This is a genomic window from Fibrobacter sp. (assembly GCF_045601785.1).
Classification (GTDB): Bacteria; Fibrobacterota; Fibrobacteria; order Fibrobacterales; family Fibrobacteraceae; genus Fibrobacter.
The window spans coordinates 38,159-60,219 of the sequence record NZ_JAZSAF010000044.1; the positions used below are offsets into that span (position 1 = coordinate 38,159).

The 22,061-nt window shown below is 51.8% G+C and carries 22 protein-coding genes; 7 read left to right on the forward strand and 15 right to left on the reverse strand.

Features of this window, described 5'->3' with window-relative positions; genetic code table 11:
* Nucleotide 1: 1 nt before the first annotated feature.
* From ACKI61_RS06620 to ACKI61_RS06630, 3 genes are read right to left on the reverse strand one after another with little or no spacing between them, the layout of a single operon-like run.
* Entirely contained in the window at nucleotides 2–1,141 is a 1,140-nt protein-coding gene (locus ACKI61_RS06620; protein ID WP_407456969.1) for an ATP-binding protein, read from the reverse strand.
* Nucleotides 1,123–2,415 (reverse strand): murein hydrolase activator EnvC family protein, encoded by a 1,293-nt coding sequence (locus ACKI61_RS06625; protein WP_407456970.1) that lies wholly within the window; start codon nucleotides 2,413–2,415, stop codon nucleotides 1,123–1,125. The genes ACKI61_RS06620 and ACKI61_RS06625 overlap by 19 nt, the downstream gene beginning before the upstream one ends.
* Before the next feature lie 3 nt (nucleotides 2,416–2,418).
* Nucleotides 2,419–3,261 carry a cell division protein FtsX gene (locus ACKI61_RS06630; RefSeq protein ID WP_407456971.1) on the reverse strand — a complete coding sequence of 281 codons (843 nt, stop codon included), beginning with the start codon at nucleotides 3,259–3,261 and terminating at the stop codon, nucleotides 2,419–2,421.
* 89 nt (nucleotides 3,262–3,350) lie between these two features.
* On the opposite strand from ACKI61_RS06630, the gene ACKI61_RS06635 reads away from it, so the two are divergent.
* Together ACKI61_RS06635 and tsaD are read left to right on the forward strand one after the other, a co-directional pair.
* Nucleotides 3,351–4,358: a YbbR-like domain-containing protein gene (locus tag ACKI61_RS06635; RefSeq protein ID WP_407456972.1), complete on the forward strand. Its 1,008-nt coding sequence runs from the start codon at nucleotides 3,351–3,353 to the stop codon at nucleotides 4,356–4,358.
* Nucleotides 4,355–5,362, forward strand: a complete 1,008-nt coding sequence (gene tsaD / locus ACKI61_RS06640; protein ID WP_173566503.1) for a tRNA (adenosine(37)-N6)-threonylcarbamoyltransferase complex transferase subunit TsaD — start codon at nucleotides 4,355–4,357, stop codon at nucleotides 5,360–5,362. The genes ACKI61_RS06635 and tsaD overlap by 4 nt, the downstream gene beginning before the upstream one ends.
* A gap of 3 nt (nucleotides 5,363–5,365) precedes the next feature.
* Here tsaD and ACKI61_RS06645 read toward each other — a convergent pair whose 3' ends face one another.
* From ACKI61_RS06645 to ACKI61_RS06670, 6 genes are read right to left on the reverse strand one after another with little or no spacing between them, the layout of a single operon-like run.
* Entirely contained in the window at nucleotides 5,366–7,753 is a 2,388-nt protein-coding gene (locus ACKI61_RS06645) for a patatin-like phospholipase family protein (RefSeq protein WP_407456973.1), read from the reverse strand.
* Entirely contained in the window at nucleotides 7,725–8,723 is a 999-nt protein-coding gene (locus tag ACKI61_RS06650) for an ATPase, T2SS/T4P/T4SS family (RefSeq protein ID WP_407456974.1), read from the reverse strand. The genes ACKI61_RS06645 and ACKI61_RS06650 overlap by 29 nt, the downstream gene beginning before the upstream one ends.
* Before the next feature lie 11 nt (nucleotides 8,724–8,734).
* Nucleotides 8,735–10,402: a type IV pilus twitching motility protein PilT gene (locus ACKI61_RS06655; protein ID WP_407456975.1), complete on the reverse strand. Its 1,668-nt coding sequence runs from the start codon at nucleotides 10,400–10,402 to the stop codon at nucleotides 8,735–8,737.
* Complete coding sequence (locus ACKI61_RS06660; protein ID WP_407456976.1) at nucleotides 10,399–11,202, reverse strand: ABC transporter permease; 804 nt, start codon at nucleotides 11,200–11,202, stop codon at nucleotides 10,399–10,401. The genes ACKI61_RS06655 and ACKI61_RS06660 overlap by 4 nt, the downstream gene beginning before the upstream one ends.
* Nucleotides 11,189–12,100: an ATP-binding cassette domain-containing protein gene (locus ACKI61_RS06665; RefSeq protein WP_407456977.1), complete on the reverse strand. Its 912-nt coding sequence runs from the start codon at nucleotides 12,098–12,100 to the stop codon at nucleotides 11,189–11,191. The genes ACKI61_RS06660 and ACKI61_RS06665 overlap by 14 nt, the downstream gene beginning before the upstream one ends.
* Nucleotides 12,101–12,108: 8 nt before the next feature.
* The gene (locus tag ACKI61_RS06670) at nucleotides 12,109–12,387 is read right to left on the reverse strand and encodes a hypothetical protein (protein ID WP_407456978.1); all 279 of its coding nucleotides are present in this window, start codon (nucleotides 12,385–12,387) and stop codon (nucleotides 12,109–12,111) included.
* 220 nt (nucleotides 12,388–12,607) lie between these two features.
* On the opposite strand from ACKI61_RS06670, the gene ACKI61_RS06675 reads away from it, so the two are divergent.
* The gene (locus ACKI61_RS06675) at nucleotides 12,608–14,644 is read left to right on the forward strand and encodes a glycoside hydrolase family 3 N-terminal domain-containing protein (protein WP_407456979.1); all 2,037 of its coding nucleotides are present in this window, start codon (nucleotides 12,608–12,610) and stop codon (nucleotides 14,642–14,644) included.
* 178 nt (nucleotides 14,645–14,822) lie between these two features.
* On the opposite strand, the gene ACKI61_RS06680 is transcribed toward ACKI61_RS06675, so the two are convergent.
* Together ACKI61_RS06680 and ACKI61_RS06685 are read right to left on the reverse strand one after the other, a co-directional pair.
* On the reverse strand, nucleotides 14,823–15,110 hold the full coding sequence (locus ACKI61_RS06680) for an antitoxin (protein ID WP_407456980.1): 288 nt from the start codon (nucleotides 15,108–15,110) through the stop codon (nucleotides 14,823–14,825).
* Nucleotides 15,085–15,393, reverse strand: a complete 309-nt coding sequence (locus ACKI61_RS06685) for a hypothetical protein (protein ID WP_407456981.1) — start codon at nucleotides 15,391–15,393, stop codon at nucleotides 15,085–15,087. The genes ACKI61_RS06680 and ACKI61_RS06685 overlap by 26 nt, the downstream gene beginning before the upstream one ends.
* 852 nt (nucleotides 15,394–16,245) lie before the next feature.
* On the opposite strand from ACKI61_RS06685, the gene ACKI61_RS06690 reads away from it, so the two are divergent.
* The 4 genes from ACKI61_RS06690 to ACKI61_RS06705 are packed head-to-tail and all read left to right on the forward strand — an operon-like array spanning nucleotide 16,246 to nucleotide 17,659.
* Nucleotides 16,246–16,425 carry a hypothetical protein gene (locus tag ACKI61_RS06690; protein ID WP_407456982.1) on the forward strand — a complete coding sequence of 60 codons (180 nt, stop codon included), beginning with the start codon at nucleotides 16,246–16,248 and terminating at the stop codon, nucleotides 16,423–16,425.
* Nucleotides 16,426–16,971, forward strand: coding sequence for an ATPase (locus ACKI61_RS06695; RefSeq protein WP_407456983.1), 546 nt, complete (start codon nucleotides 16,426–16,428; stop codon nucleotides 16,969–16,971).
* Entirely contained in the window at nucleotides 16,959–17,324 is a 366-nt protein-coding gene (locus ACKI61_RS06700) for an EamA family transporter (RefSeq protein ID WP_407456984.1), read from the forward strand. Before ACKI61_RS06695 ends, ACKI61_RS06700 begins: the two co-directional genes overlap by 13 nt.
* Nucleotides 17,324–17,659, forward strand: a complete 336-nt coding sequence (locus tag ACKI61_RS06705; RefSeq protein ID WP_407456985.1) for a multidrug ABC transporter — start codon at nucleotides 17,324–17,326, stop codon at nucleotides 17,657–17,659. The genes ACKI61_RS06700 and ACKI61_RS06705 overlap by 1 nt, the downstream gene beginning before the upstream one ends.
* A 2-nt stretch (nucleotides 17,660–17,661) precedes the next feature.
* Here the strand turns inward: ACKI61_RS06705 and ACKI61_RS06710 are convergent, their stop codons facing one another.
* The 4 genes from ACKI61_RS06710 to ACKI61_RS06725 form a co-directional block, all read right to left on the reverse strand.
* A complete protein-coding gene (locus tag ACKI61_RS06710; RefSeq protein ID WP_407456986.1) occupies nucleotides 17,662–18,660 on the reverse strand; it encodes a virulence RhuM family protein in 999 nt (332 codons plus the stop codon).
* 15 nt (nucleotides 18,661–18,675) lie between these two features.
* Entirely contained in the window at nucleotides 18,676–19,641 is a 966-nt protein-coding gene (locus ACKI61_RS06715; RefSeq protein WP_407456987.1) for a glycosyltransferase family 2 protein, read from the reverse strand.
* A 30-nt stretch (nucleotides 19,642–19,671) separates the two neighbouring features.
* On the reverse strand, nucleotides 19,672–21,150 hold the full coding sequence (locus ACKI61_RS06720; protein ID WP_407456988.1) for a DUF4062 domain-containing protein: 1,479 nt from the start codon (nucleotides 21,148–21,150) through the stop codon (nucleotides 19,672–19,674).
* Nucleotides 21,151–21,241: 91 nt separating this feature from the next.
* Nucleotides 21,242–22,057, reverse strand: a complete 816-nt coding sequence (locus ACKI61_RS06725) for a hypothetical protein (protein ID WP_407456989.1) — start codon at nucleotides 22,055–22,057, stop codon at nucleotides 21,242–21,244.
* Nucleotides 22,058–22,061: the final 4 nt, after the last annotated feature.

Below are 22,061 nucleotides of genomic sequence, written 5' to 3' on the forward strand. Positions count from 1 at the left end.
TTTACTTGTAACCCTCGAACAGTTTTAGCGACAAAGCCTGCATACTCATCGAAGGCGAGATGCGGCGAGAATCGATGCGGGACATCGTTTCTTGAACAGTCACCACCGCAAGTTCAATGGCCGTCGCATTAATCCGCGGATAATTCGAAATGTCCACCAGCCGAGTGGTTTCGGGTAAGCGCAAGGGAGCGCCCGCCAAAGAGCGCAGCATGTCCGTCAGCAAAAAAGACAGAACCTCCAAGAAGCGATTCGCTTCGTACGCGTCATCAAGCGACATTTCCTTGAGCTGCAGGAACAGGTCCGTATAGTCGCCACGAATGGACTTCTGCACAAAGTCGGCGGCAAACTTGCACCAGGCGCTGCCATGTTCGGCGTAGTAGAGCGCCTTGCCCGGAGAACCCACAGCAAGTCCCACAATATCATCGGTCAGGCTCGATTCGTCAAATTCTTCACCTGCAACCTTCATCACCTCGCTGCGAACTTCAGCATCGGACAACGGCAACAGGTGCAGCGCGAGGCAGCGCGACCGAATCGTCTGGAGCATCTTTTCACGAGATGATGTCGTGAGAATAAAGTAAGTGTTCGGCGGAACATCTTCGAGCGTCTTGAGAAACGCATTCGAAGCGGATTCGTTCATGCGGTCCGCCTCGGCGATGATTACCGTGCGGATGCGGTCGCCCTTCATGGCGAAACTCGATGTCATGAGTCGAATCAAGTCGACCGAGATGAATGCTCCCGTCGAAAAGATGTCCACCCGGTACGGGTTCTTCTGGATCTCTTCGATGTAGGCCTTCTTGAAATCTTCGATGGTTTTAGCCTTGCTCCCTGCCGAGACGTCGTCGGAACTGCGGGCATGAGCCTCTGCAGATTCCATGGGCACCACCCAACCTTCGGTGGCGCCGCTATCGTCGGCCATGCGGCAGCCAAAACAGTGACCGCAGGGTCGCATGTTCGGATCGGTACACTGGAGCGCCCGCGCAATTTCCATGGCAAGCGCCTTTTTCCCGATGCCCGCCGGACCATCTATCAAAATAGACTGCGGGAAACGGTTCTCACGGAGCGACGACATCAGCCGGATGCGCGCGCGTTCCTGCGAAACGGGACCATGTAGCGTATATTCGATCATTTTTCTTTCAACCACAGCAAGGGGTCCACGGTCTGTGTACCCTCGCTCACTTGGAAATACAATTTAATTCCATTTAACGAAGCAACATCGCCCACTTCGCCAATTTCTTCGCAATTTCGCACTTCTTTTCCTTCTTGCACGCGAATCGACTTGAGATGCCCATAAACCGAGTACGTTCCACCCGCATGTTCGATAATCACCGACGGACCGCGGCCATCAATTTCAGCTACCATCACCACCGTTCCTGCCGCAGCGGCGCGTACGGCATCGCCACGCTTGCCGCGAATTTCGACGCCAAGGTTACGCGTCATGATGTGCAGCACCGGATGTTCCTGCAGGCCGTAGTTGCTGATGATTTCGCCCTTCATCGGAGTGCACTTCGGTCCCTTAACCGTTTCTGCGACCGTGATCTTTGGCTTCTCGACCGTCTTGGCCGGCGTCTTTTTGTCTTTCTTCTTGTCCTTCTTCGCCTTCTCGCGGGCCTTGCGTGCGGCTTCTTCCTTTTTGGCCTGCTCAATTTCCTTCTTGCGTTTCTGTTCCAACTTCTTGATGAGCGCAAGCATCGTCTTCTGGTTTTGTTCAAATTCCTTCAGGGCACGGCGCTGCATGTTCTGGTCGTGCTTTAGGCTCATCAGCATCTTTTCTTGACCGCTCATCTGCGACACCAGGCCCTTTTCTTCGGCAGACTTCTTGGAACGCAGGCTCTTCAAGTCTTCCAGGTGCGCCGTTTCGAGCATCTTCTTTTCGTCGCGTTCCTGCAATAGCTGCTGGAGCATTTCCACTTCTTGCCTGTCCTGGTTCAGAATATGATGCACCCAGTAGACCTCCCTATCCGGGTTCGCATTCTGCGTCAAAAGTCCGTAGAGCACCCGCGCTTCGCTGTGGCGACCATTCACGTACAGGTTACGGATTCGCTTCTTCATCGCCTCTTTCCGCGTTTCAATTTTTCGATCCAAGGAATCGATGTCGGCAGAAAGCTGTACAATGGCGCGTTCCAGCATCACTTCGCTCTTCGAAAGTTCCGAAATGTATACGCGGGTCTGGTTCAGGTTTTGGTCCAGAACTGATATCGTGTTCAACACGCCCTTCTCTTCGGTTTCAAGAAGGGCGAGCTCCTGGCGCTTTTTCGCCAAGTCCGATTCGAGTTTCTTGAGAGCGTTCTTCTGTTCGCTGATCTGCGCATCCGTCTTCTTGGTCGCCGACTTTTGCGACGCCTTTGCAGCAAAGGCATCCGTGAACAAGCCGGTCAAAGTAAGCAAAAGGCAAAGCAACAAAACAGGATGTTTCATACATCAATCCTGCTCATTGCGCTTGATCGAAAGGAACGCGCGCACCGTGCGGAAACTGAAATACCCCGAAAGAGTAGTCACCAACAATATGACCAGCGCCAAGGAAAGGCCCAGACCAGAAAGGTTTGCGCTCACGATCGGGAACACATCGGCAATGGACTTGAGTATGGCCGCCAACAGGGCAACCGCAAGGCCGCTACCGAATAGGCCAAGGAGCGCCCCCTGCAGCACAAACGGGAATTCGATAAAGAAATGACTCCCACCCGCATACTTCATATTCTCGACCAAGAGCCTACGGGACAGAAGCGAAAGCCGAACGGAGTTGCAGATAATCAGGGACAGCGTAAAAAGCAGGAGCACACTGACGCATATCGGCCAGAACAACATGCGGAACTTCCAGGCGGCAATTTTTTCGACCCATTCCACCGGAGCCTGCACCTCTTCAAAGAAATCCTCGCGGGCAAGCATGTTCCTTACCTCGACCAGGTCGGACGGGTTCTTGCTTTCTTCGTCCAGGGTCACCCTGAAAAACGGCGGGATGGGGTTTCCTTCGACAAGGTCGAGCATGTCGCCCGAAAAATGCCTGCGGAAATCGGCCAGGGCGGAATCGGCGCTCACAAACGAGACCGAATCAATATGCTTGGTATGCCTAAGGCGATTCCCAATCACCTTGAGCGAATCTTCGCCGACCATTTCGGGCAAAAAGGCCTCGACTGCATACAGGTTCTTTTCCATCGAAAGGATTCGCATGACCGCTCCGAAAGCCGTAAACGAGGCAGATAGCAGAAGCGAGCAAAGGAAAATTGTTGCAAAAGAAGGAAGTATCACCGTGCGGTGCTGCTTCATTCCGCGAAAAGATTCCGATATTAAATAGCCAAGTTGTCCGAACACGAGGTGAATTATAACTAAATTTTAGACAGTTCTTCGAGACTTCTATGGGAAACATCATATTAAAAATAACCGCACTGATATTTGGCATCGCCCTGTGGTTCCTTGTCATATCGCAAAAGGATTTCCAACTTTCGGTGGAGGTTCCCCTTAACTTCGTGAAGCTCCCGGAAACGATGGCGATCGCGTCGAAACCGCCGCACTTTCTGCATATCACCGTCGAAGGCAAGTCGTGGGATCTGATCCGCTTAAACGATATCGTCAAGGACTACAAGCAGAACTCCATCGCCATGATTGTCGACCTGCAGCAGGCGGAACTAGGCGCAACAAGAATCCACCTGGGCAGCAAGAACTTTGTCGCAGCCGGATTTCCCGATGTTCACTTTGTAGAGCCTGAAAACCAGCTACTGTTTGTCGACCTGGACATCGACACACGCATCACGAGAAACATTCCCATCAAGTCTGCGGCGACCTTCAACGCGGCTCAGGGCTACCTCATTGCCGACGAGCCCAAGATTACCCCCGAAGAATTGCTTGTTTCTGGTGCAAGAAACGCACTCACCCGCATCATTGACATTCCCACCGACTCCATCTTCTTCGATTCCCTGGTGACCAGCGAAAAATACAACATTCCGCTGGACTTCTCGACGCTGCCCGCATTTGTCACCCCGAGCGACTCCACCGTCCAGATTTCAGTGAACATCCAGAAAATGGGCAGCAAGACCTACCGCAACATTCCTGTGAACCTGATCGGTTTTTTCAGCAGGGACACTTTCGCCCTGGAACCCAAGACGCTTTCGGTTGAAATCACGGGCGGAGAACAGGCGCTCGACTCCATTACGCCGGAGCACATCGAAATTGCAATCGAATACAACCGGTTTGCCATCGAAGATGCCGATAGCCTGCCACCTACCGTTAAGCTTTCGCTACCGGCACAGATCAACCGCGAAATGGCAATCAAGGCTATCCAGCTCAAGCCTGAAAAAGTGACGCTTGTCAAAATGGACAAGAAGGACGCCACACCAAAAGATTCTCTAGAAGAGGTTTCCCCATGATCTGGCTTGGAATAGAATCCAGCTGCGACGAAACCGCCTGCGCCGTTCTGCAAGACGATCCCGTAAAAGTTCTTTCTAACCCGCTCTACAGCCAAATTGACGAACACGCCCTATACGGAGGCGTCGTTCCCGAAATCGCCGCCCGCGCCCACCTGCAAAAGATAGCCCCCATTGCCGAAGCCGCCGTCAAAGAAGCAGGGATTGCCCTGACAGACATCGACGCCATCGCCTACACGACAGGCCCTGGCCTCATGGGACCGCTGCTTGTCGGCGCAAGTTTTGCCAAGGGACTCGCCCGCGACCTGCAGATTCCTGCCTACGGCATGAACCACCTAGAAGGACACCTTGCCGCCGCATGGCTCACCCACCCCGAAATCGAGCCGCCGTTCCTGACGCTTACCGTTTCGGGCGGACACACGGAACTCGTTCTCGAAGAACCGGGTTTCAAATACACAAGCATCGGCCGCACCCGCGATGACGCTGCCGGAGAAGCATTCGATAAATGCGGCAAGCTGCTCGGGCTCAAGTACCCGGCAGGGGCCACCATCAGCAGACTCGGCAAAGACGGCAACCGCAAATTCGTCGACTTCCCGCGCGCACTGCATGTCCACGACAACTGCGAATTTTCGTTCAGCGGCCTAAAGACCGCCGTACTCCGCTACACCGAGACACACGACCCCGAATTCATCCAGAAGAATATCGGCGACATCTGCGCTTCGCTCGAAGACGCCATTGTCGATAGCCTTGTCACCAAGACCATCACGGCACTCAAGAAGACGAAGATGAAGACTCTCGTGGTCGGCGGCGGCGTGAGCGCGAACGCCTGGCTGCGCACACGCCTGCAGGATTACTGCGGAAAGCACGGTATTACCTTCTGCATTCCCGAACGCAGCCTAAGTACCGACAACGGCGCCATGATTGCAGCGGCAGCCATCCGCCGCAAGCTGCAAGGCAAGCTCACCTCGGTGAACGAAGTCAAGCCCTGGATGCCGCTGGCCGTCTAGTTTTTAGAATTCGTAATTTCCGATTCGGATAAAGTAATCGTAATGCTTGAGATGGTGCAAGCTACTGAAGCCGTTTTTATCCAGAACGCGGTTCACGCCCGCATAGACCACCAGCGAACGGTACGCAAAGCGTAGCGCCGGTTCAAGAACGAACTTGTCCACGTCGAGTTCCGCGTAGGGGCTGTCTTCGAAATCATGGTAGTAGGCACCAAAGACCCACGCTCCGAAATAGGCACCGTGCAGCCCCGCATTGAACCTGAGCATAGCATATTCGTGCGACGAAAGTTCCGGATTGTACCATTCGGTAGACCAGGGTGTCGCAGCGGCATGCTGACGGTACGCCACATCGAGCGGGGCAATTTCAAAGGACTTGGGCGATACATAGCCATGGCCCTCGTCGTGGTAGCGTTCAATCGCACCAGCCGCCGCCACCGTCAAGGTTACAAAAGATACCGGAGAAACCGTGTAGCGAGCATCCGCAAGCATTTTCCAATAGATGGGAACCACGTCGATGATGCCGTCGTCGTAGCCGATTGATTCGAAGCCTCCAAAGACATTCAGCACGTATCCGTTGTCAGCGAACCAGTTGTCGTCGGAGCCGTTCAGGTAGCGGTAATGAAGCATCGGTGAAACTGGGTAGGTCTTGATGTCGCGGCCACCGTAGTACGCGGAATCCAGGTCAAATGTCCTGGAGCCAAAAATGAACTCGGCAGAAACCTGCTGACGGCTATCTACCGTGTACACCAGATTCATCTTCAGGTCGCTGCGTTCTTCGCCTTCGACACGAATATTTCGATGGTATTCGTTATTGAACGACTTGAGCGGAGAAAGGCTCAAATAGTCGTAGCCCAGCTGCAGGCTCCAATGCCTGTTCCAGAGTTTCGAGATGTTCAGGCGCGGCTGAACCCCGTAGGAACTCATGCCCCAGAACCCGGCAAGAACCAGTTCAATTTCGATATGGTCCACATAACGCATACCCGCCTCGAAATAGGCGTTCGCGCCAATCACATTGGAACCAAATCCGCCTGCAGCCACATCGACCACCGGATGCACCGAAGACTCCACCGCCACGTTGCCGCTAGGCAGCATATTCAAGTCCAGCGAGTCGTACGCCGGATTCTGCAACAAGGAATAGCTAAACTTTTCCACCGCGACCATGCCCGTATCGGAATCGTCCCAATTCGACCGAACCGCATTCTGCACCTGCGAGGCAAGGCTGTCGTACGAGGGTTCAAAGCGGAACCAGGGCTTTGCCGCAACGCGGTCCTTCGAGTAGTCGGTTCGGCGACCATTCAGCACCGCAAAGCTAGAAAGGCGCTTTTCGAACGAAGTGAAACCCGCCTGAATCCATGCCGCACGGGCGGTATCCAAAATGGTATGGGCACGAACGATGACACCCGGCTGACTTGCCAGTACATCGGCGGCGTGGCGCTTTAATAGCTGCTCTGCGGCGGAGCCCGGCAAGGGAGCTCGCAGCGGGTCGGAAGCCACAATGACCGAAAGTTCGGCGACATTGTCCTCGGCTGGCATCGCGTAGTAGGGGCAGAGCTCTCCACCCGCATTTTCCCATAGCGGAAGCGATGCCATGACCTGCGGAGTGGAATTGCCAATCAGCACCGGCTTGCCCGATTCGCAAGCCTGCACCGCCAGGGGAATCTTGTAGCTGGAACGCTGGCGGTAAAGGCTTTCTTGCAAGCGGAGCTTTGCAAGGGCACGGACCACCTGCATCGAATCGGGCGTCAGCAGTTTTTTCTGGCGTTCCAAGAAATGCGCCGAATCGAGAGACAAGGTAAAGCGTTGGCGAATCGAAGGCAGGCCCGAAACAGAAATGGGCCACTCCAGAAGATCTGCTTCACGGTAGCCTGCACGGTTCTCGGCAGAAGAGAGATCGTGGCCTACATAAGGAGCGACCGCCGAATCCAGCATCAGTTTCTGGATTTCGTCGAGCGGCACTCCGCGGGACCACAAGGCACCAATCCAGGCGCCCCAAGAAGTCGCTACAATCGAGTCAACAGGAATGCCGTATTCTTCGATTGCATAGAGCACGCCCAGCTGGAACCACGGGGAGCGTTCGCCGCCGCCCAGGTAAAGGACCGTCTTGAGCGGGGCGGCGGAATCTGCAACGGTCACCGCTGCAGGCTCTGCCGGGGCGGCGGACGCTGCAGAATCTGCCGAGGTCGGTGCTGCGGAATCGACCGCGACGGTATCTGCAACAGGAGTCGCCGCAGTGGAATCTCTGGCAACCAACTTCACCAGCGAATCGAGCGCCGGAATTTCAGAAGCAGCAGAAACCGCCGAAAGGGAATCCCCTTCGGCAAAGGCAAAAGAGCACAGGGCAAGCCCCAGCCCCAGAACCTTCAGCTTATCCCATGCGAGCCGGATTCGACGCATACCGCGCCACATCCTCTTGAGACACAAAGCCAGAGTTCACCAGTTCAGCAAGGCAGTCGTCCATGAGCAGCATGCCCTCGGATGCCGACGCCGCCATAATCGACGGAAGCGTATAGTATTCACCGCCACGAATCCTAGACGCCACGTTCTGCGTGCCGTAGAGGATTTCCCAGGCAGGAACGACACCCTGCGCACCCGGCAACAGGCGCTGTACCACCACCGCCTTCAACACGGAGGCAAGCATGTTGCGTACCATGTCGCGCTTTTCGAGCGACTCCGACGAAAGCAGGGCATCGAGCGTACCCACCGCATTGCCCGCCGTCACCGTAAGCACCACAAGTGCACCCGATTCGGCTGCACGCAGCACCGGAATAATCGACTGGTCTTCAAAGTTTCCAAGCCAAATCAGGTCGATACCGCTGCGGAGCGCCTGCTCCATTTTTTCGGGAACCGTTCCGCTCGAATTTTCAAGCACCAGGCTCTCCCCTGTCTTCACCGGGAGTTCCTTGTCGGCATCGAGCAGGCTCACGCGCATAATACCCGACTGGCAAAGCGCCGACACATAAGCCGTCGCCGTCGTCGTCTTGCCGCTACAGGCGGGGCCCGCGAACACGACAAGCCCCGAACGAATTCCAAGAAGACTCGCCAAGGACTCCGGCGTTCCCAGCGCATTGAAATCGGGACATTCATCGAGAACTGGCCTAAACGTCGCCGTATTTCCAAGAGCCGTACGGCTATAGCGTACGCGGAAACGCGAACCGCACCAAGGCCCACCCATCAGCGTACCCGACTCGCCTTCCATCGAACCGAGGAAGTTGCGAAGCGCACCCATTTCAACAGCGGGTGCATCGGGAATCATGCACACCTTACCTGCAAGGCGCACCGCCGAAGATGCCCCTTCGGTCACCACAAGCTCAGAGGCTCCCACGTTCAGCGTGTATTCCAACAAAGATTCAATTTCTGTCGCCATAACAAATCCCCTTATTTCGCCGGACGGTAGGCAGCAAAGCGGCGGCTATCGTTGGCGCGCATCCACGCCTCGGCACCGTCGATGTAACCGGATTCAACGCACTTCTGCAGGGAATCGTCAAGCGAAATGCCCTGGTTTCCCTGGCTGCTGATTGCCGCGGACAACTGCGAAATTTCGCCACGGCGCAGCATGTTCGCCATCGTCGACGTCATCTTCGCCGCCTCTACCGCAAGCACCTGCCCCTGGTTCTGCACAATCGGAATCAGGTGCTGTACAATGACACCCTTGAGCTGTTCTGCAAGCGAATTGGCAAATGCGGTGCGGTTCTCTGCAGACACCGACGAAAGCAGGCGCGACAGGAGCGCATGCACATTGTTGCCGATGGCCGTCGCAAACACGAGCGCACCCGCATTGGATGCACGCAACAACATCGAAAGTTCATCCATCGTCTCGATATGGTCGAACAAGATGACATCGGCGCCACTCTGCATGGCAAGCTCGATGCCTTCGACACCTGTGCGCACATGGAGCCCAACCTCTCGCTGAGCAATGGCGCCGCGCGGATTCTGGAGCACGCGTTCAATGGGCTTTTCGATTGTCTGAATATACACATCGCGGTTCGCCGCAATCGTCTCGGCAAAAGTCGAAATCGTCGTCGAACGGCCGCTCGCCGCGGGGCCCGCCACAAGAACCAGGCCGCTGTTGAGTTCGGCGAACTGGTTGCAGAACGGCGGCAGGTAAAGGTTTTCTAGCGTCGTCGATTCCTGCGGAATCACGCGAATCGAAATGCTCGGATTAGTTCCATTCCAGGTAACCGTCATACGAGCGCGGCCAACTCCAGCAAGACCAATCGTCTTGCTAAAGTTCTTGCCCACGACAATTTTGTAGTCGTCCGAAAATCCCTTGGACGCTTCGTTCAAACGCTCGTTGATGCGAGACAAATCCAAAGCATCGTCAGACGCCACGAAGAGCGCACCCGACTGTCGCATGACCACCGGGCGGTCCGCATAAAGGTAAATGTCCGTCGCACCGAACTTGCGTGCAAAAGCAATCAGCTGCGACATGTTCGTCATCGGGCGAATCTTTTCAGGGGCTTCGACCGGAGTCCCTTCACCCGTCATAATGGCAAAGCGGCTCGGCAGCTTTTCCGAATCTTCTTCGGAGCTTTCTTCTTCGGCTTCGCTCTGCACCTGCACCGTGCTGATGCTCGTGGACTCAAGACCCGCCACAGCCTCGACTTCTACATTGCTCGTAGAGACTTCACCATAAAGGCTGCTGTTACCTTCGATCTGCAAGCCTTCGGGTTGTACCGGCTGCGTTGCGGCCGGGGCAACAGAAGGGGCAGAAACAGGCGGGGCTTCAAAGCGGGCCGTAGACTGCTTTTGCGGAGCGGCAGGAGCGGCGGCACTTGCAGCATTCGTTGCGCTTGCAGCATTTCTCGCGGAAGCTGAACTCGTCGCAGAACCAGCCGGAGCAGCACCTTCGGCAGCGGCCTTCGCTTCCAAATTCTTCACAAAAGCGAGCACCTTGATGTACATCGGGGGCTGGAGAATGCCAGCATCCACCAGCACCTGGCCAATATCCTTCTTGTCGGTAATTTCGCCCCAATGCGCCTTGACCTGCGCTTCGGTAACCACCTTGTTGTGCACAAGGACTTTTGCCATGTACTGGTTTCTCATAGGAAGTCCCTCCGACTAAACCACCAGCTTGCAATCGCGAGGAACACGCCGATGTAACCCACTGCATAGACTGTATTCCACACGACATACATATCCGGAAGCGCCACGCCATGCACCACATAGCTCGTCACATTGTAGCGGTACAGCCCCGGGAAAATCGCGTGAATCACCTCGGCGGCCTTCTGAAACACCATGCTCGAGGTTCCGTTCAGTTCGCCCATGCGAGTCGCAAAGCGAACCTGTTCCAGAAGCTGGTCGCTCAGGTGGCCCGCAAAGTACACGCCCAGCGTAAACAGCGCGCTGAGCACCGTGCTGCTAAAGCTGCTGAACAAAAGCGCCACCGCAATGACAATCGCCATCTCGCAGAAAACAAGGTAGATAGCCGTAAGCAGGCTAAGCGTCGGAGCAGAACCCGTCAAAAACAGCATCACGTAGTAGATGACCGTCAAAAGCGTGAGGTGCACCGCCACCACGGCAAGCAAGCCAAAGTACTTGCCCACAATGAACGCTACGCGGCTAATCGGCTTCGAAAGTAGCGTAAGCACCGTACGGCGCTGGATTTCCTTTTGCACCAGGCTGATGCCCACAAAAATCGAAATCAACAGGCCCGAAAGTCCCATTACCGAAAGCGTGGTGGACTTGATTACATAGGCGCGGTCAAACACCGACCATTCGCCGAGCACAATGCTGAACAGCGTCATCGCAATCGCCAAAAAGCCGATGTTGTAAAGAATCTTGTCGCGAATGGATTCGCGGAACGTATTGAGGGCTATGATGCCGATATGCTTAAGCGTCTGCACGGGCAATTTCCTCCGTCAAAATATCTTCGAGACTCGGGCGCTTGTGGTCCATGCGCTCGACAGCAATACCTTTATCTAGGCAGTAACGCAACAGGCGGTCGCGGGCCGCGTCGTCTGCACAAACACATTCCTGCGGGTGCCCTGCGGGGCTTACGCCTTCGGGCAGTTCTGCCGAGGGAATCGCCTCGCGGGTACGCACATGGTACTCCACGCCGCAAGATTCCGTAATTTCGTCTACGGTACCCTCGCGTACGATCTTACCGTCCACGATCATCGCCACCTTGTGGCTGATCGATTCCACATCGGAGAGCAAGTGGCTCGAATAGAAGATGGTGACACCCGTGCGGTTGAGTTCCATAATGGCTTCGCGCACGTCGCGGCGGCCCATCGGGTCAAGGCCGCTCATGGGCTCGTCCAAAATCAACAGCTTCGGCTTGCCGAGAATCGCCTGGGCAATTCCCACACGCTGCATCATGCCCTTGGAATACGAACGCAGGCGGCGGTCGATCCAGTCCTTGTCGGCATGCAAAAGCTCCAGCGACCAGTGGATGCGGTCGTCGAGTTCCTTGCCCGAAAGCCCCACCAGCTTGCCGTAGAACTTCAACAGCTCGCGGCCTGTGAGGTAGTCGTAGAAGTACGGCTGCTCCGGGGAATAGCCAATGAACTGGCGGCTCTTTACGCTGCGCGGTGAAATTCCATTCACCAGGACCTTGCCCGAATCAAAGTTCAAAAGCCCCGTAAGCACCTTGATCGTCGTGGACTTACCGGCACCGTTCGGGCCGATAAAACCGTAGACCTGTCCCGGTTCGACACTAAAGCTCACATCCTTGAGCGCAAGCTTCGGCTTCATCAAGAAACCGCTGTGGTAAGTCTTGTGCAAATGTTCAATCTTAATCATCTACCAAATTACTCCTGTTCCGATTTACCGGAACCTCCAAACACGCGCGCCTCGGCCTCTTCGATTTCCTTGCGGCGGCGTTCGGCCTTCTCTTTCTTGTTGATGAAGAAATAAATCACAGCTCCCAGGGCATAGCAGGCAATGCCCGTATAGAACAACGGGTTAATCGAACGGCCTTCGAGCCCCGGGAACAAGTTCAAGACAATGCTATGACCAAAAAGCATCAAAAGCACAAGAACAAAGCCAAGCGCCCTGAGCACATAGGTCACAATCACCAGTTTTTTCATATATACCTCAAAACAGCACCACGCGACACACGCACAAAAAGCGCAAGCACCCCATGGAGCATTCTTTTGAATGAAAAATACACAATTATCATTAAGAACGACGCAGGCTCCTCCGAAAAAAGCGCCAAAATATGGTTATTCCAAATTGGAATATATTTTTTGTTTATACCGCTATTATAGTGCATTTTAATATAGATTTACCTTGTAACAAGGTAATACTATGAATTGTTCAAAATTTGGCATTTTTGCATTCACCACATTCGCAGCCGCTGCCGCTGTTCAGGCAGCCATTACGGGCAACGTCGTCGATGAATCAGGTGCACCCGTCCAAAACGCCGCCGTCACCGTGAGGACTCTCCCGAACCTGCTCGCAAACGCCCGAACGCTCACGAACGACAAGGGAGCCTTCAAGCTCGGTAGCGCCAAGAAGGACCAAAGCATCATCGTGCGCAAGGCGGGGTTCCTCCCCGAAACGCTCAGCGTCGCCCCAGGCCAGAAGAAATACGACAACATCACCCTAAAGCGCGACCCCATCGAAAATAAAATCGACGAGATAATGGCGGGCATGACGATTGACGACATGATTGCCCAGATGACGCAAGCGAAAGTTCCCAAGCTCGACTGCGGCGAAAGTGTATGCGGTTCCGCCCTCGAAGGCGGCGGCGCCTACACCGCCGATTTCTACAAGAGCGCCTGGAGCCAAAAAATTCCCGCCACCTACGGCAAGGACAACGTACACGGTGTCGCCGATGTAAAGGGGGCAACCATATTCCCGCACAACATCGGCCTCGGCGCCACCCGCGACTCGGCGCTTGTACGCAGAATCGGGCAAGCCGTCGCCGAAGAAATGTGGGCCGCCCACATCGACTTGAATTTCGCACCCGCCATCACCGTACCGCAAGATGAACGCTGGGGCCGCGTCTACGAAGGCTTTGGCGAAGACCCCGAACTTGCCGTGAGCCTGGGTGCCGCTTTCGTGCGCGGGCAGCAAGGCGACCACAACGACGCCGAATGGCGCGTGATCACCACCATCAAGCACTTTATCGGCGACGGCGCCACCAAAAAAGGATACGACCGCGGAAACGCCATCATCTCTAAAAAGGACCTCTACAAAAAATACCTGCCGCCCTACGAAGCCGCCATCGAACAAGGCGCCTTGAGCGTCATGGCAAGCTTTAACCAGGTGAACGGAATCCACCAGCATGTCGATTCCGCATTGCTCACGGGCGTTCTCAAGACGGAACTCGCCTTCGACGGCTACGTGATTGCCGACTGGGAAGGCATCGAACATTCTACGACGCCGGGCGCTGCAGGCAACTACTCCGCAGGCGAAGTCACGGGGCTTTCCTCGCAAGACGCCATCCGCAACGCAATCAACGCGGGGCTCGACATGGCCATGGTACCGCAATCGGTACACAACTTCGTCAAGATCATGAAGGAGCTCGTCGCCTCAGGAGAAATCAGCGAAGACCGCATCAAGGACGCCTGCCGCAGAATATTACGCGCCAAGATCCGCGCCGGCCGAATCGACAACCCCAACGGCCCAGCCGCCTACGTAGGCGCCACCAAGAACATCGGTAGCCAAGAGCACCGTCAAATCGCCCGCGAAGCCGTGCAGAAAAGTCTCGTCATTCTCAAGAACAACAAGATTCTTCCGCTAGATACCAACGGCAAAGTTTTTGTGACCGGCAGCCACGCGAACAGCACCGGCCTGCAATGCGGCGCCTGGACGCTGGGCTGGCAAGGCACCCTCGACGAAGTCCCCGGAGCAACATCCATTCAGGCAGGATTCGACGAAGTCGCAAAAGGCTCACGCGTCGAAACCGCCGAAGAAGCTGGCACCATCGTGTACGTTGTCGGCGAAGTCCCCTACGCCGAATGGTTCGGCGACTACCGCGGCGATGATTTCAACAACAAAATCATCTTCAAAGAAGACCGCACCGACATGTCTTTCAACAGCACCGACGAATATATTACGCAGATCAAGGCCTGGCAAAAAGCCGGCCACAAAGTCGCCGTCGTGCTCATCACCGGCCGCCCGCTCCCCATCACCTCGTTCATCAAGGCTGCCGACGCCTTTGTCGTGGCATGGCTCCCCGGCAGCGAAGGCGCAGGTGTCGCAGACGTTCTCTACGGCAAGGTAAAGCCCACGGGTAAACTCCCCCACACCTGGCCCAAAGACGCCAAGCAAATTCCGATCAACGTCGGTGACGGAAAAAAGGGATTATACCCGTACGGCTACGGACTGACGTACTAACTACACCTCGAAACCAGCATCCACCATGCATTTTTGGGCGAAGCAATTTGCTTCGTCTTCTTTTTCGGGAAAATTGTGCGTGATTTCGATGTTCTGCAGGCAGATTCCCTTACGAAACATGCTTTCACGGAAACGACAAAGATTTCTTGAAAAAGATTGACAGCAAGTGGTGATTAGCCTACACCGCGACCTTGAATACGATACCACCCATCACATAGCGGTGGATGATGGAATTGATGAGCGTCTGGTAAGGCATGCCCGCAGCTTTCGCCATCTTCTTGATGCCGTTCAAGTCATCAAGCTGCATACGGATGGTAATGTTCTTCGCCGATGCAGACATGATATCAGCACGCATAGCCTCCAACTCATCACGCGGAATAGGCACTGTTTCGCCATTCTCAATAGCTTCCATCAAAGCACGTTCTTCGTCGTCAATCGGTTCATCTATGAATTTTGAGTTCGCCATTTTCAAACCTCCTTTGGTAGACTCTGCTTCTGAATGCAGTCTTGAGAAAATACGTTCCATCCGGCTCAACAACATAAGGTACACAATGAACATACCCGTTTAACAAAACAAGAAACATTCTCTGCCCAGGATGGCCATCCTGATTTTTCACCTCATCGCCATCGAACCTGCCCGCAAGAATTTCTTGCCTTACTGATTCCATATCGATGTTATGCTTCTGCTTGACCACGAGAGCCTTTCCCGGATCAAACCGCACCTTCATCTCTATATTTATAATATACATAATTTACAAATCTCCGTCAAGTACAATTCACACTTTTTCACCCCGCGAATGGCGAAAATTCGTGGTTTGAGAAAGTCTTCGTTTATAGGGGAGATTTCGGGCTTGACCGTCGCAATGGTCATACCATTCTTCATCGTCACCTCCCTGCGGACAAGCGTAAAACCGCAGTGTTTGAAATTTTGAGCACTAGAACATTTGTTCACTCCATAATATAACTCTAGGGGAAGGATTTGTCAATACCAACAACGCGATTTTTTGAAAATTCCACATTCCAGCCCATTTTCCTATTTACGCCTGTTCCGGCAGGGCGTATTATCTATATTCCCCATCAGATGCTCACGATCCTTAAATACATTGCCCTGGTCGGCACGTTCTTCATTTACACCACCTCGAGGGTGTTCTCGAAGCTCGCGTCGCAGCGGAAGTTCTTCTCGCTAGAGTATATTGCGTTCCTCGCCTGTTTTTCTATCCATTTCGACGCGTTTTTGTGCGTTTTTCAATCATTCGGTGAAAAGGGGTTGAATTCGACCCCTTTAAAGGAACATCGCAAAGTATATAGGCAAATACAAGACCGCACCCTTTTGCACCACCTTAGGGCTATTGGACACCCCGGTAAGGATGCCGACGTCATTGAGATACAATTTCAGGAAATTCTTGGTTGAAGACTCAATCAAAGGGAAACACTTTTCAATAAAAACGCCTGCGTTTCTACACATTTGTTCACTATCAAATATAATTCCGGAACAAGTCATTGTCAATACTTAAAGACAAAAATTGGCCAAATTCGGCTTTATCGCCCGCTTTGGTTCGCCACTCGGCCCCTTTTAATCTATATTATCAAAAGAGGTCTATATGTCAAACAAAGAAGCGCTACATCAACTCTACACGCAATGTCAAAGAATCAATTTTGACGAATCCTTTGACATCATCTCATCGGCCAAAGACCCTGAAGAAGCCGATTTTTTCCGCATGGTAACCGACCTAATCTTGAAGCAAAAACAAAAAAAAGTTATCGAAGAGAACCGGTTCTAAATGAAACGATATATCTTATTCGCCGGATGCAATGGGACAGGGAAATCAACCCTTTATCAAACGAACGACATGTTCCTAGGTATGCCGCGTGTCAACATGGACGAAATCGTCCGCGAATTCGGTTCATGGAAAAATCAAGCAGACGTATTCAAAGCAGGCAAAATCGCAGTCTCTAAAATTTCCAAATATTTCAAAACAGGAGAGTCTTTTAATCAAGAAGTCACCCTTTGCGGACAATCTGTTTGGCAAAACATTCAAAAAGCTAAAGAGCTGGGCTATTTCATTGAAATGTATTATGTCGGCATAGAGTCCGCGGACCTAGCCAAGGAACGTGTAAAAAACAGAGTTCAGAAAGGCGGACACGGCATTCCTGATGAAGACATTGAACGCCGTTTTATGGAATCCATCGACAATTTAAAAACGGCAGTAAACATCTGTGACATTGTCGAAATTTTCGACAATACAAAAGTCTTTCAACGAGTCGCTCGTTTTGAATCCGGGAAATGCATTTTTAAGGCAGATAATTGCCCTGATTGGGTTCCTTAGCGTACAGCACATCCAATATGCTCACCATCCTTAAATACATTGCCCTAATTGGCACGTTCTTCATTTACACCACGTCGGGGGTGTTCTCGAAGCTTGCGTCGCAGCGGGAGTTCCTCTCGCCGGGGTACATCGCGTTCCTTGCATGCACGGTGGGCGTGCTCGGCATCTACGCGGTGCTGTGGCAGCAGATCATCAAACGGATGGACGTGAGCCTGGCATACATGTTCAAGGGCACGGGCGTGGTGTTCGGGCTAATGCTCGCGCACCTCGTGTTTGGCGAGGCCATCACCACGACGAACATGGTCGGGGCGGCAATCATCATCTGCGGCATCACGCTGTATGCGAGGCCATGATGTTCTACGCGCTCGCACTATTCAACGTCTTTATCGCGGCGGTGGCCCAGATGCTCCTGAAAAAAGCCGCCATCACGCCGCACAAATCATTCATCAAGGAATACCTGAACCCGTGGGTTATTGGCGGGTACTCGCTGATGGTATTCTCGCTGGTATCGAATGTGTATGTGCTGAGCCAGGGCGTGTTGCTCAAGGAACTCGGCACCATCGAGGCGGCCAGCTACCTGTTCGTGCCGGCTCTGGCATTCGTCTGTTTCAAGGAAAAAATAAACCTGCGGAAAGTCTCGGCAATCGCGCTTATCTTAGCGGGCGTTGTCGTGTTCTTTTGGGAGTGAACCTACACCCGATATTTTGCTATCGCTTCCATCAGCAGATCAAAATCGCTTTTATAATTTGCAATTTCTTTCCGCTTGAATAATTCATACTCATGTTCGGCTTTTTGCATTGCCTCTTCATGCGAAATCTTACCATTTCCCTCAAGCAGCTGTCGCTGGTTCATGACAATTTGGTTGTCTAATGCAGCGACCCAGTCTTGCATGCGCATCTCTTTTTCGTCGAGAGCCTGCAATTCTGCAAAATCCAAAAATTGCGACACCATCAGGTTCAACCGCTGAAGCTCCTTTTCCGATAGGTAGTTTTTCGCAATTTTTACATCATCTTCCGTTACGTAATTGCCCTTGAAATTCGTCATGCCTACAAAAGGTTTTTCGCTATCAACTCGCTCGTAAATCAGTTCCGCGGCGGTATGTTCGTGGACTGCGTAATGCAGTTTGTTCTGAACCGAGGCAAAGAAGTCCTTCGTGATTTTTTTACGGGGATCGTAATCGATAGATGTTGCGTAAATGTCTGTAACCTGCTGATAAAAATTCCGTTCTGACGATCGAATGTCGCGAATCCGCTGCAAAAGTTCCTTGAAATAGCGGCTACGCCCATTTTTCAGCCGTTCGTCGTCTAACGCAAATCCCTTCTGAATATATTCGTGCAAGCGAGCCGTCGCCCACCTACGGAATCGCGTTGCTACGGGTGACTGCACGCGATAGCCAATGGCGATAATGACATCTAGGTTATAGTGGTCCAGTTCCCGATGAACCTGCCGCGATCCTTCTTGCTGAACTATAAAGAATTTCTTTATAGTTGCCTCTCTAGGCAATTCCCCATCCTTGTAGATGTTTTCAATGTGCTGACCGATATTTTGGCGAGTTGTGTCGTAAATTTCCGCCAGCTGGACCTGCGTCACCCAAACATCCTCTTCGGCAAAACGTACCGAGACATTTGTTTCGCCATCTTTATCCTGATACAGTAGAAAACTATTTACTGGTTCTTTCTCGTTACTCATCTATACAAATGTACACTATCTCGCAATTTCTGTCAACCCCTTTATGCGATTATTTTGTGATTTAATTTCCTTAATCACGTATTGCGGCGAATCGTTGATGCATATATAGATGCGGCCGATGTATTCGCCGATAAGGCCGAGCATCATCAGGATAAGTCCGCCGATAATCAGAATCAGCGCGATGATGGTACTCCAGCCGTCTACCGTTGTGAGGCCGAGCAACCTGCGGACAACCACAAGTATCGAAAAAGCGAATCCCAGGAACGCGAAGAAAAATCCAAGGAACGTACTCAAGCGCAAAGGTTTCACCGAAAACGCCGTAAAGCCGTTCAGCCAGAGCCCAAGCAGACGAACAAACGAATAACCCGATGCCCCTTGCAAGCGCGAGCGGTGATTCGTTTCGACCCAGGCAATCTTGCGGGTGGTGCGGAGCACGAGCCCCACCAGGTACGGGAAGGCGTTCTTGTAATTGCACATTTCGCGAATCACGAACCCGCGTGCCACATAAAAACTGCTGCCCTTCATATCCTTAGGCGGATCCAGCATGAACTTGCCCATGAGCCCAGCCATCCACGAACCAAAACGGCGGAACAGGTTCTGCTTAATTTCGTGATAGTAGGCATACACCACGTCGTAGCCTTCTTCAAGTTTTGCAATCAAATCGTTCAGCGAATCCAGCGGGGCCTGGCCATCGTCATCCAGCGAAACAACATACTCGCCGGAACACTTGCCGTAGCCCGCCAGCAAGGCAGAATGCTGCCCGAAATTCTTTGCGAGGTTGATGCCGATAACGTTGTTTTCCGTTTCGGCGAGTTTCTCGATGACGCTCCACACGTTGTCGGGGCTGCAGTCGTTCACTAACACAATCTCGTAATTGTCACCCGGGCGCTTGGCCGCCATTTCGCTCTTGATTTCTTCTACGACGGTCGTAATAGTATTCTCCGACCTGTAGCAAGGGATTACAAATGAAAACTTAGGCATAATGAAACCTCGGACATTCTAAAATATACATCAATCATCGTCTGGCATTGAAAGAATCCAATAACCAGACTTATCACTTCCGACACGAACAATCAGATTCAAGTCCTTTAGAATTTTAATTTGATTCCGAACAGCACGATCAGAAAGTCCCAAAATGACACACAGATCCTTATTCGAGGATTTAGGATGCTCCTGAATAGCCTTGAAAACTTTCTCGGCATTTACAGGGCATTTACACGGCACTTTCTCGGCATTTTCTCGGCACCTTCCCGGCAGTTTTTCAGCATCGTTAGATATTCCCCGCCGATACAGCACAACCTTAAAGTCGCCGTCATCTTCCCAAACGGGTGCAGAAAGCCCCCAGTCCTTGCATTTGTCAATAATGTCCTCGGTACCCGTGCCGGCACGTTCAACATACCCCATCAGGAACATCGCGTTTGCCAAGAGCGGATTCACCGGAATAGACCTATGAGGTTTAGCCAGCATAGCGACCGTCATTCCACGAGGGAGCGGCCCCGGACTCCAAACTTCCAGCCTATCGCTAAAAAGCATCACCTGAACGCTAGCATTGCTTGTGTAATCACGATGACAAATCGCATTGACAATCGCCTCTTTTACGGCGTCCTGAGGCAATTCAAACTTTGTCGGGATCTGAGCCGTATTCCCCGTATCGCGCGTACCGACCCAATTTCGAATATGAGTCATCACAAAATGCGTTGCCTGATCCACAAGTTCAAAGACATCGCCCCTGTAAACCTGATAATCGGCCATCGGCTTCGAAACCTTGTCTGCAAAGAACTGCATACATTTTACTTCGGACGAGATAAAGAATCGTTGTGGCTTTTTACCAAAAAGCAATTCCGCCGAATTTACAATGCGTCCGGCATCGTCCATCAGGTCCAACGCCATCAGCACATGGTCTGGCGAAGCTCCCGCAGGGATTTTGAAGTTCCTGATTTCACGTGCAGTTTTTACAAAGCGTCGAATCTTGGCAACACTCAAATCACTTAAAACGATTCCTGAATTTTTAGAAGCATCAAAAGGCAAAACATTGATATATTCACGAGAAACAAGAAAATTCGCCAACGCCGCATAAACGGCAGTCCGCAATTCATCGTAAGTAGAAAAACTTTTGCGAACAATTTCGGAATTTACTTTTGCAACAAAACGCTCTTGCTTTGACTCACGGGGCTTATCCGTTTTCAAAACAAAGCAAATTCGTTCCCTATGCCGTTTGCCAGCCTCATTGTACTCCTGCTCAGTTGCCGAGACTCCCTTAGCATTCGTGTTTCCGTATGTATTGCCAATAATCCCTAAATAAATATCGCTTGCGGCAACTTCATTCAGATAAAGTCCGGCAGCATCACGCTCTTGGGCAGGAACTTCTTCAAACAAAAAAACTTCAAAAAAACGACCGAGGATTGCATCTTTGCGGATGTAATCGGCAAGCCACCTGCGTTCCTTCGCAAATTCCTTCTGCACACTCGATATGAAGATTCTGAATGACATTTAATCTTTCTCTTTGAAGTTTTTTCTTAAATATAAATCATTCTTTCTGATTAAACAAGCGATTGAATTTTTCAGACTTTTTCACAAAAAGTCATCCTTCAGATTCAATCAAATTATAAACCGTATCTACAACTATTTTCTTCACACATTTTGTTCCGCGAGATTCTAATTTTCTAGGATGCTCCGTACGAATGCACCTTATGTCATTCCACATAAAAGTTACTGTATCGGTTAAATCAATCGAGCCTTCTTCTTTCGCAGCACATTCGGGCAATTTTCTCAAACTTACAGTATGTTTAGAATCAATGTGTAAAAACGAATACAAATCTTTATCATACGTTGAGCCTGTACAAAAAACAATAATTCTTGGTTTAAGTATATTAATTGTTCCTTTTAGCATTTTTTCGGCATACAAACGCAAACTAGAAATAAACTCACTAGGCATTTTATCATACTGTAGCGCACGACCAGTTCCTAAATACGAGTGTCCATGGTAATCTACAGGAATAAGATTGGTCCATAATTGCGAGGCTCCTAATAAATCGTTGTAGCCTCGCTTTGCCATCATTTTATACATTTGCCAATACTTATACTTACTTTTCTTATCATGCAGCATAAACCAAGCCTGTGATTCCATCATTCTTTTACAGGATTCTTCTGGGTTGTGTTTCATATCGCAGCAAAAGTTTTGATATGAACCTATCCAACCCATGGTTTCCTTTCCCACAAGAATCACTCTCTTGTCCGCATTTTCAATATAACTTGGAGACGCATGCACAAGTAAAGGAGCAGACAAAGATTTCTTTATTTCTTCAGGAACATCCAAAGCACTAGCAAATTCTATATAAAAATCAAGCAGGCGATTATTCATCTCTTGATTCCACATTTCAGAAAAATAATCGTCCATGTTA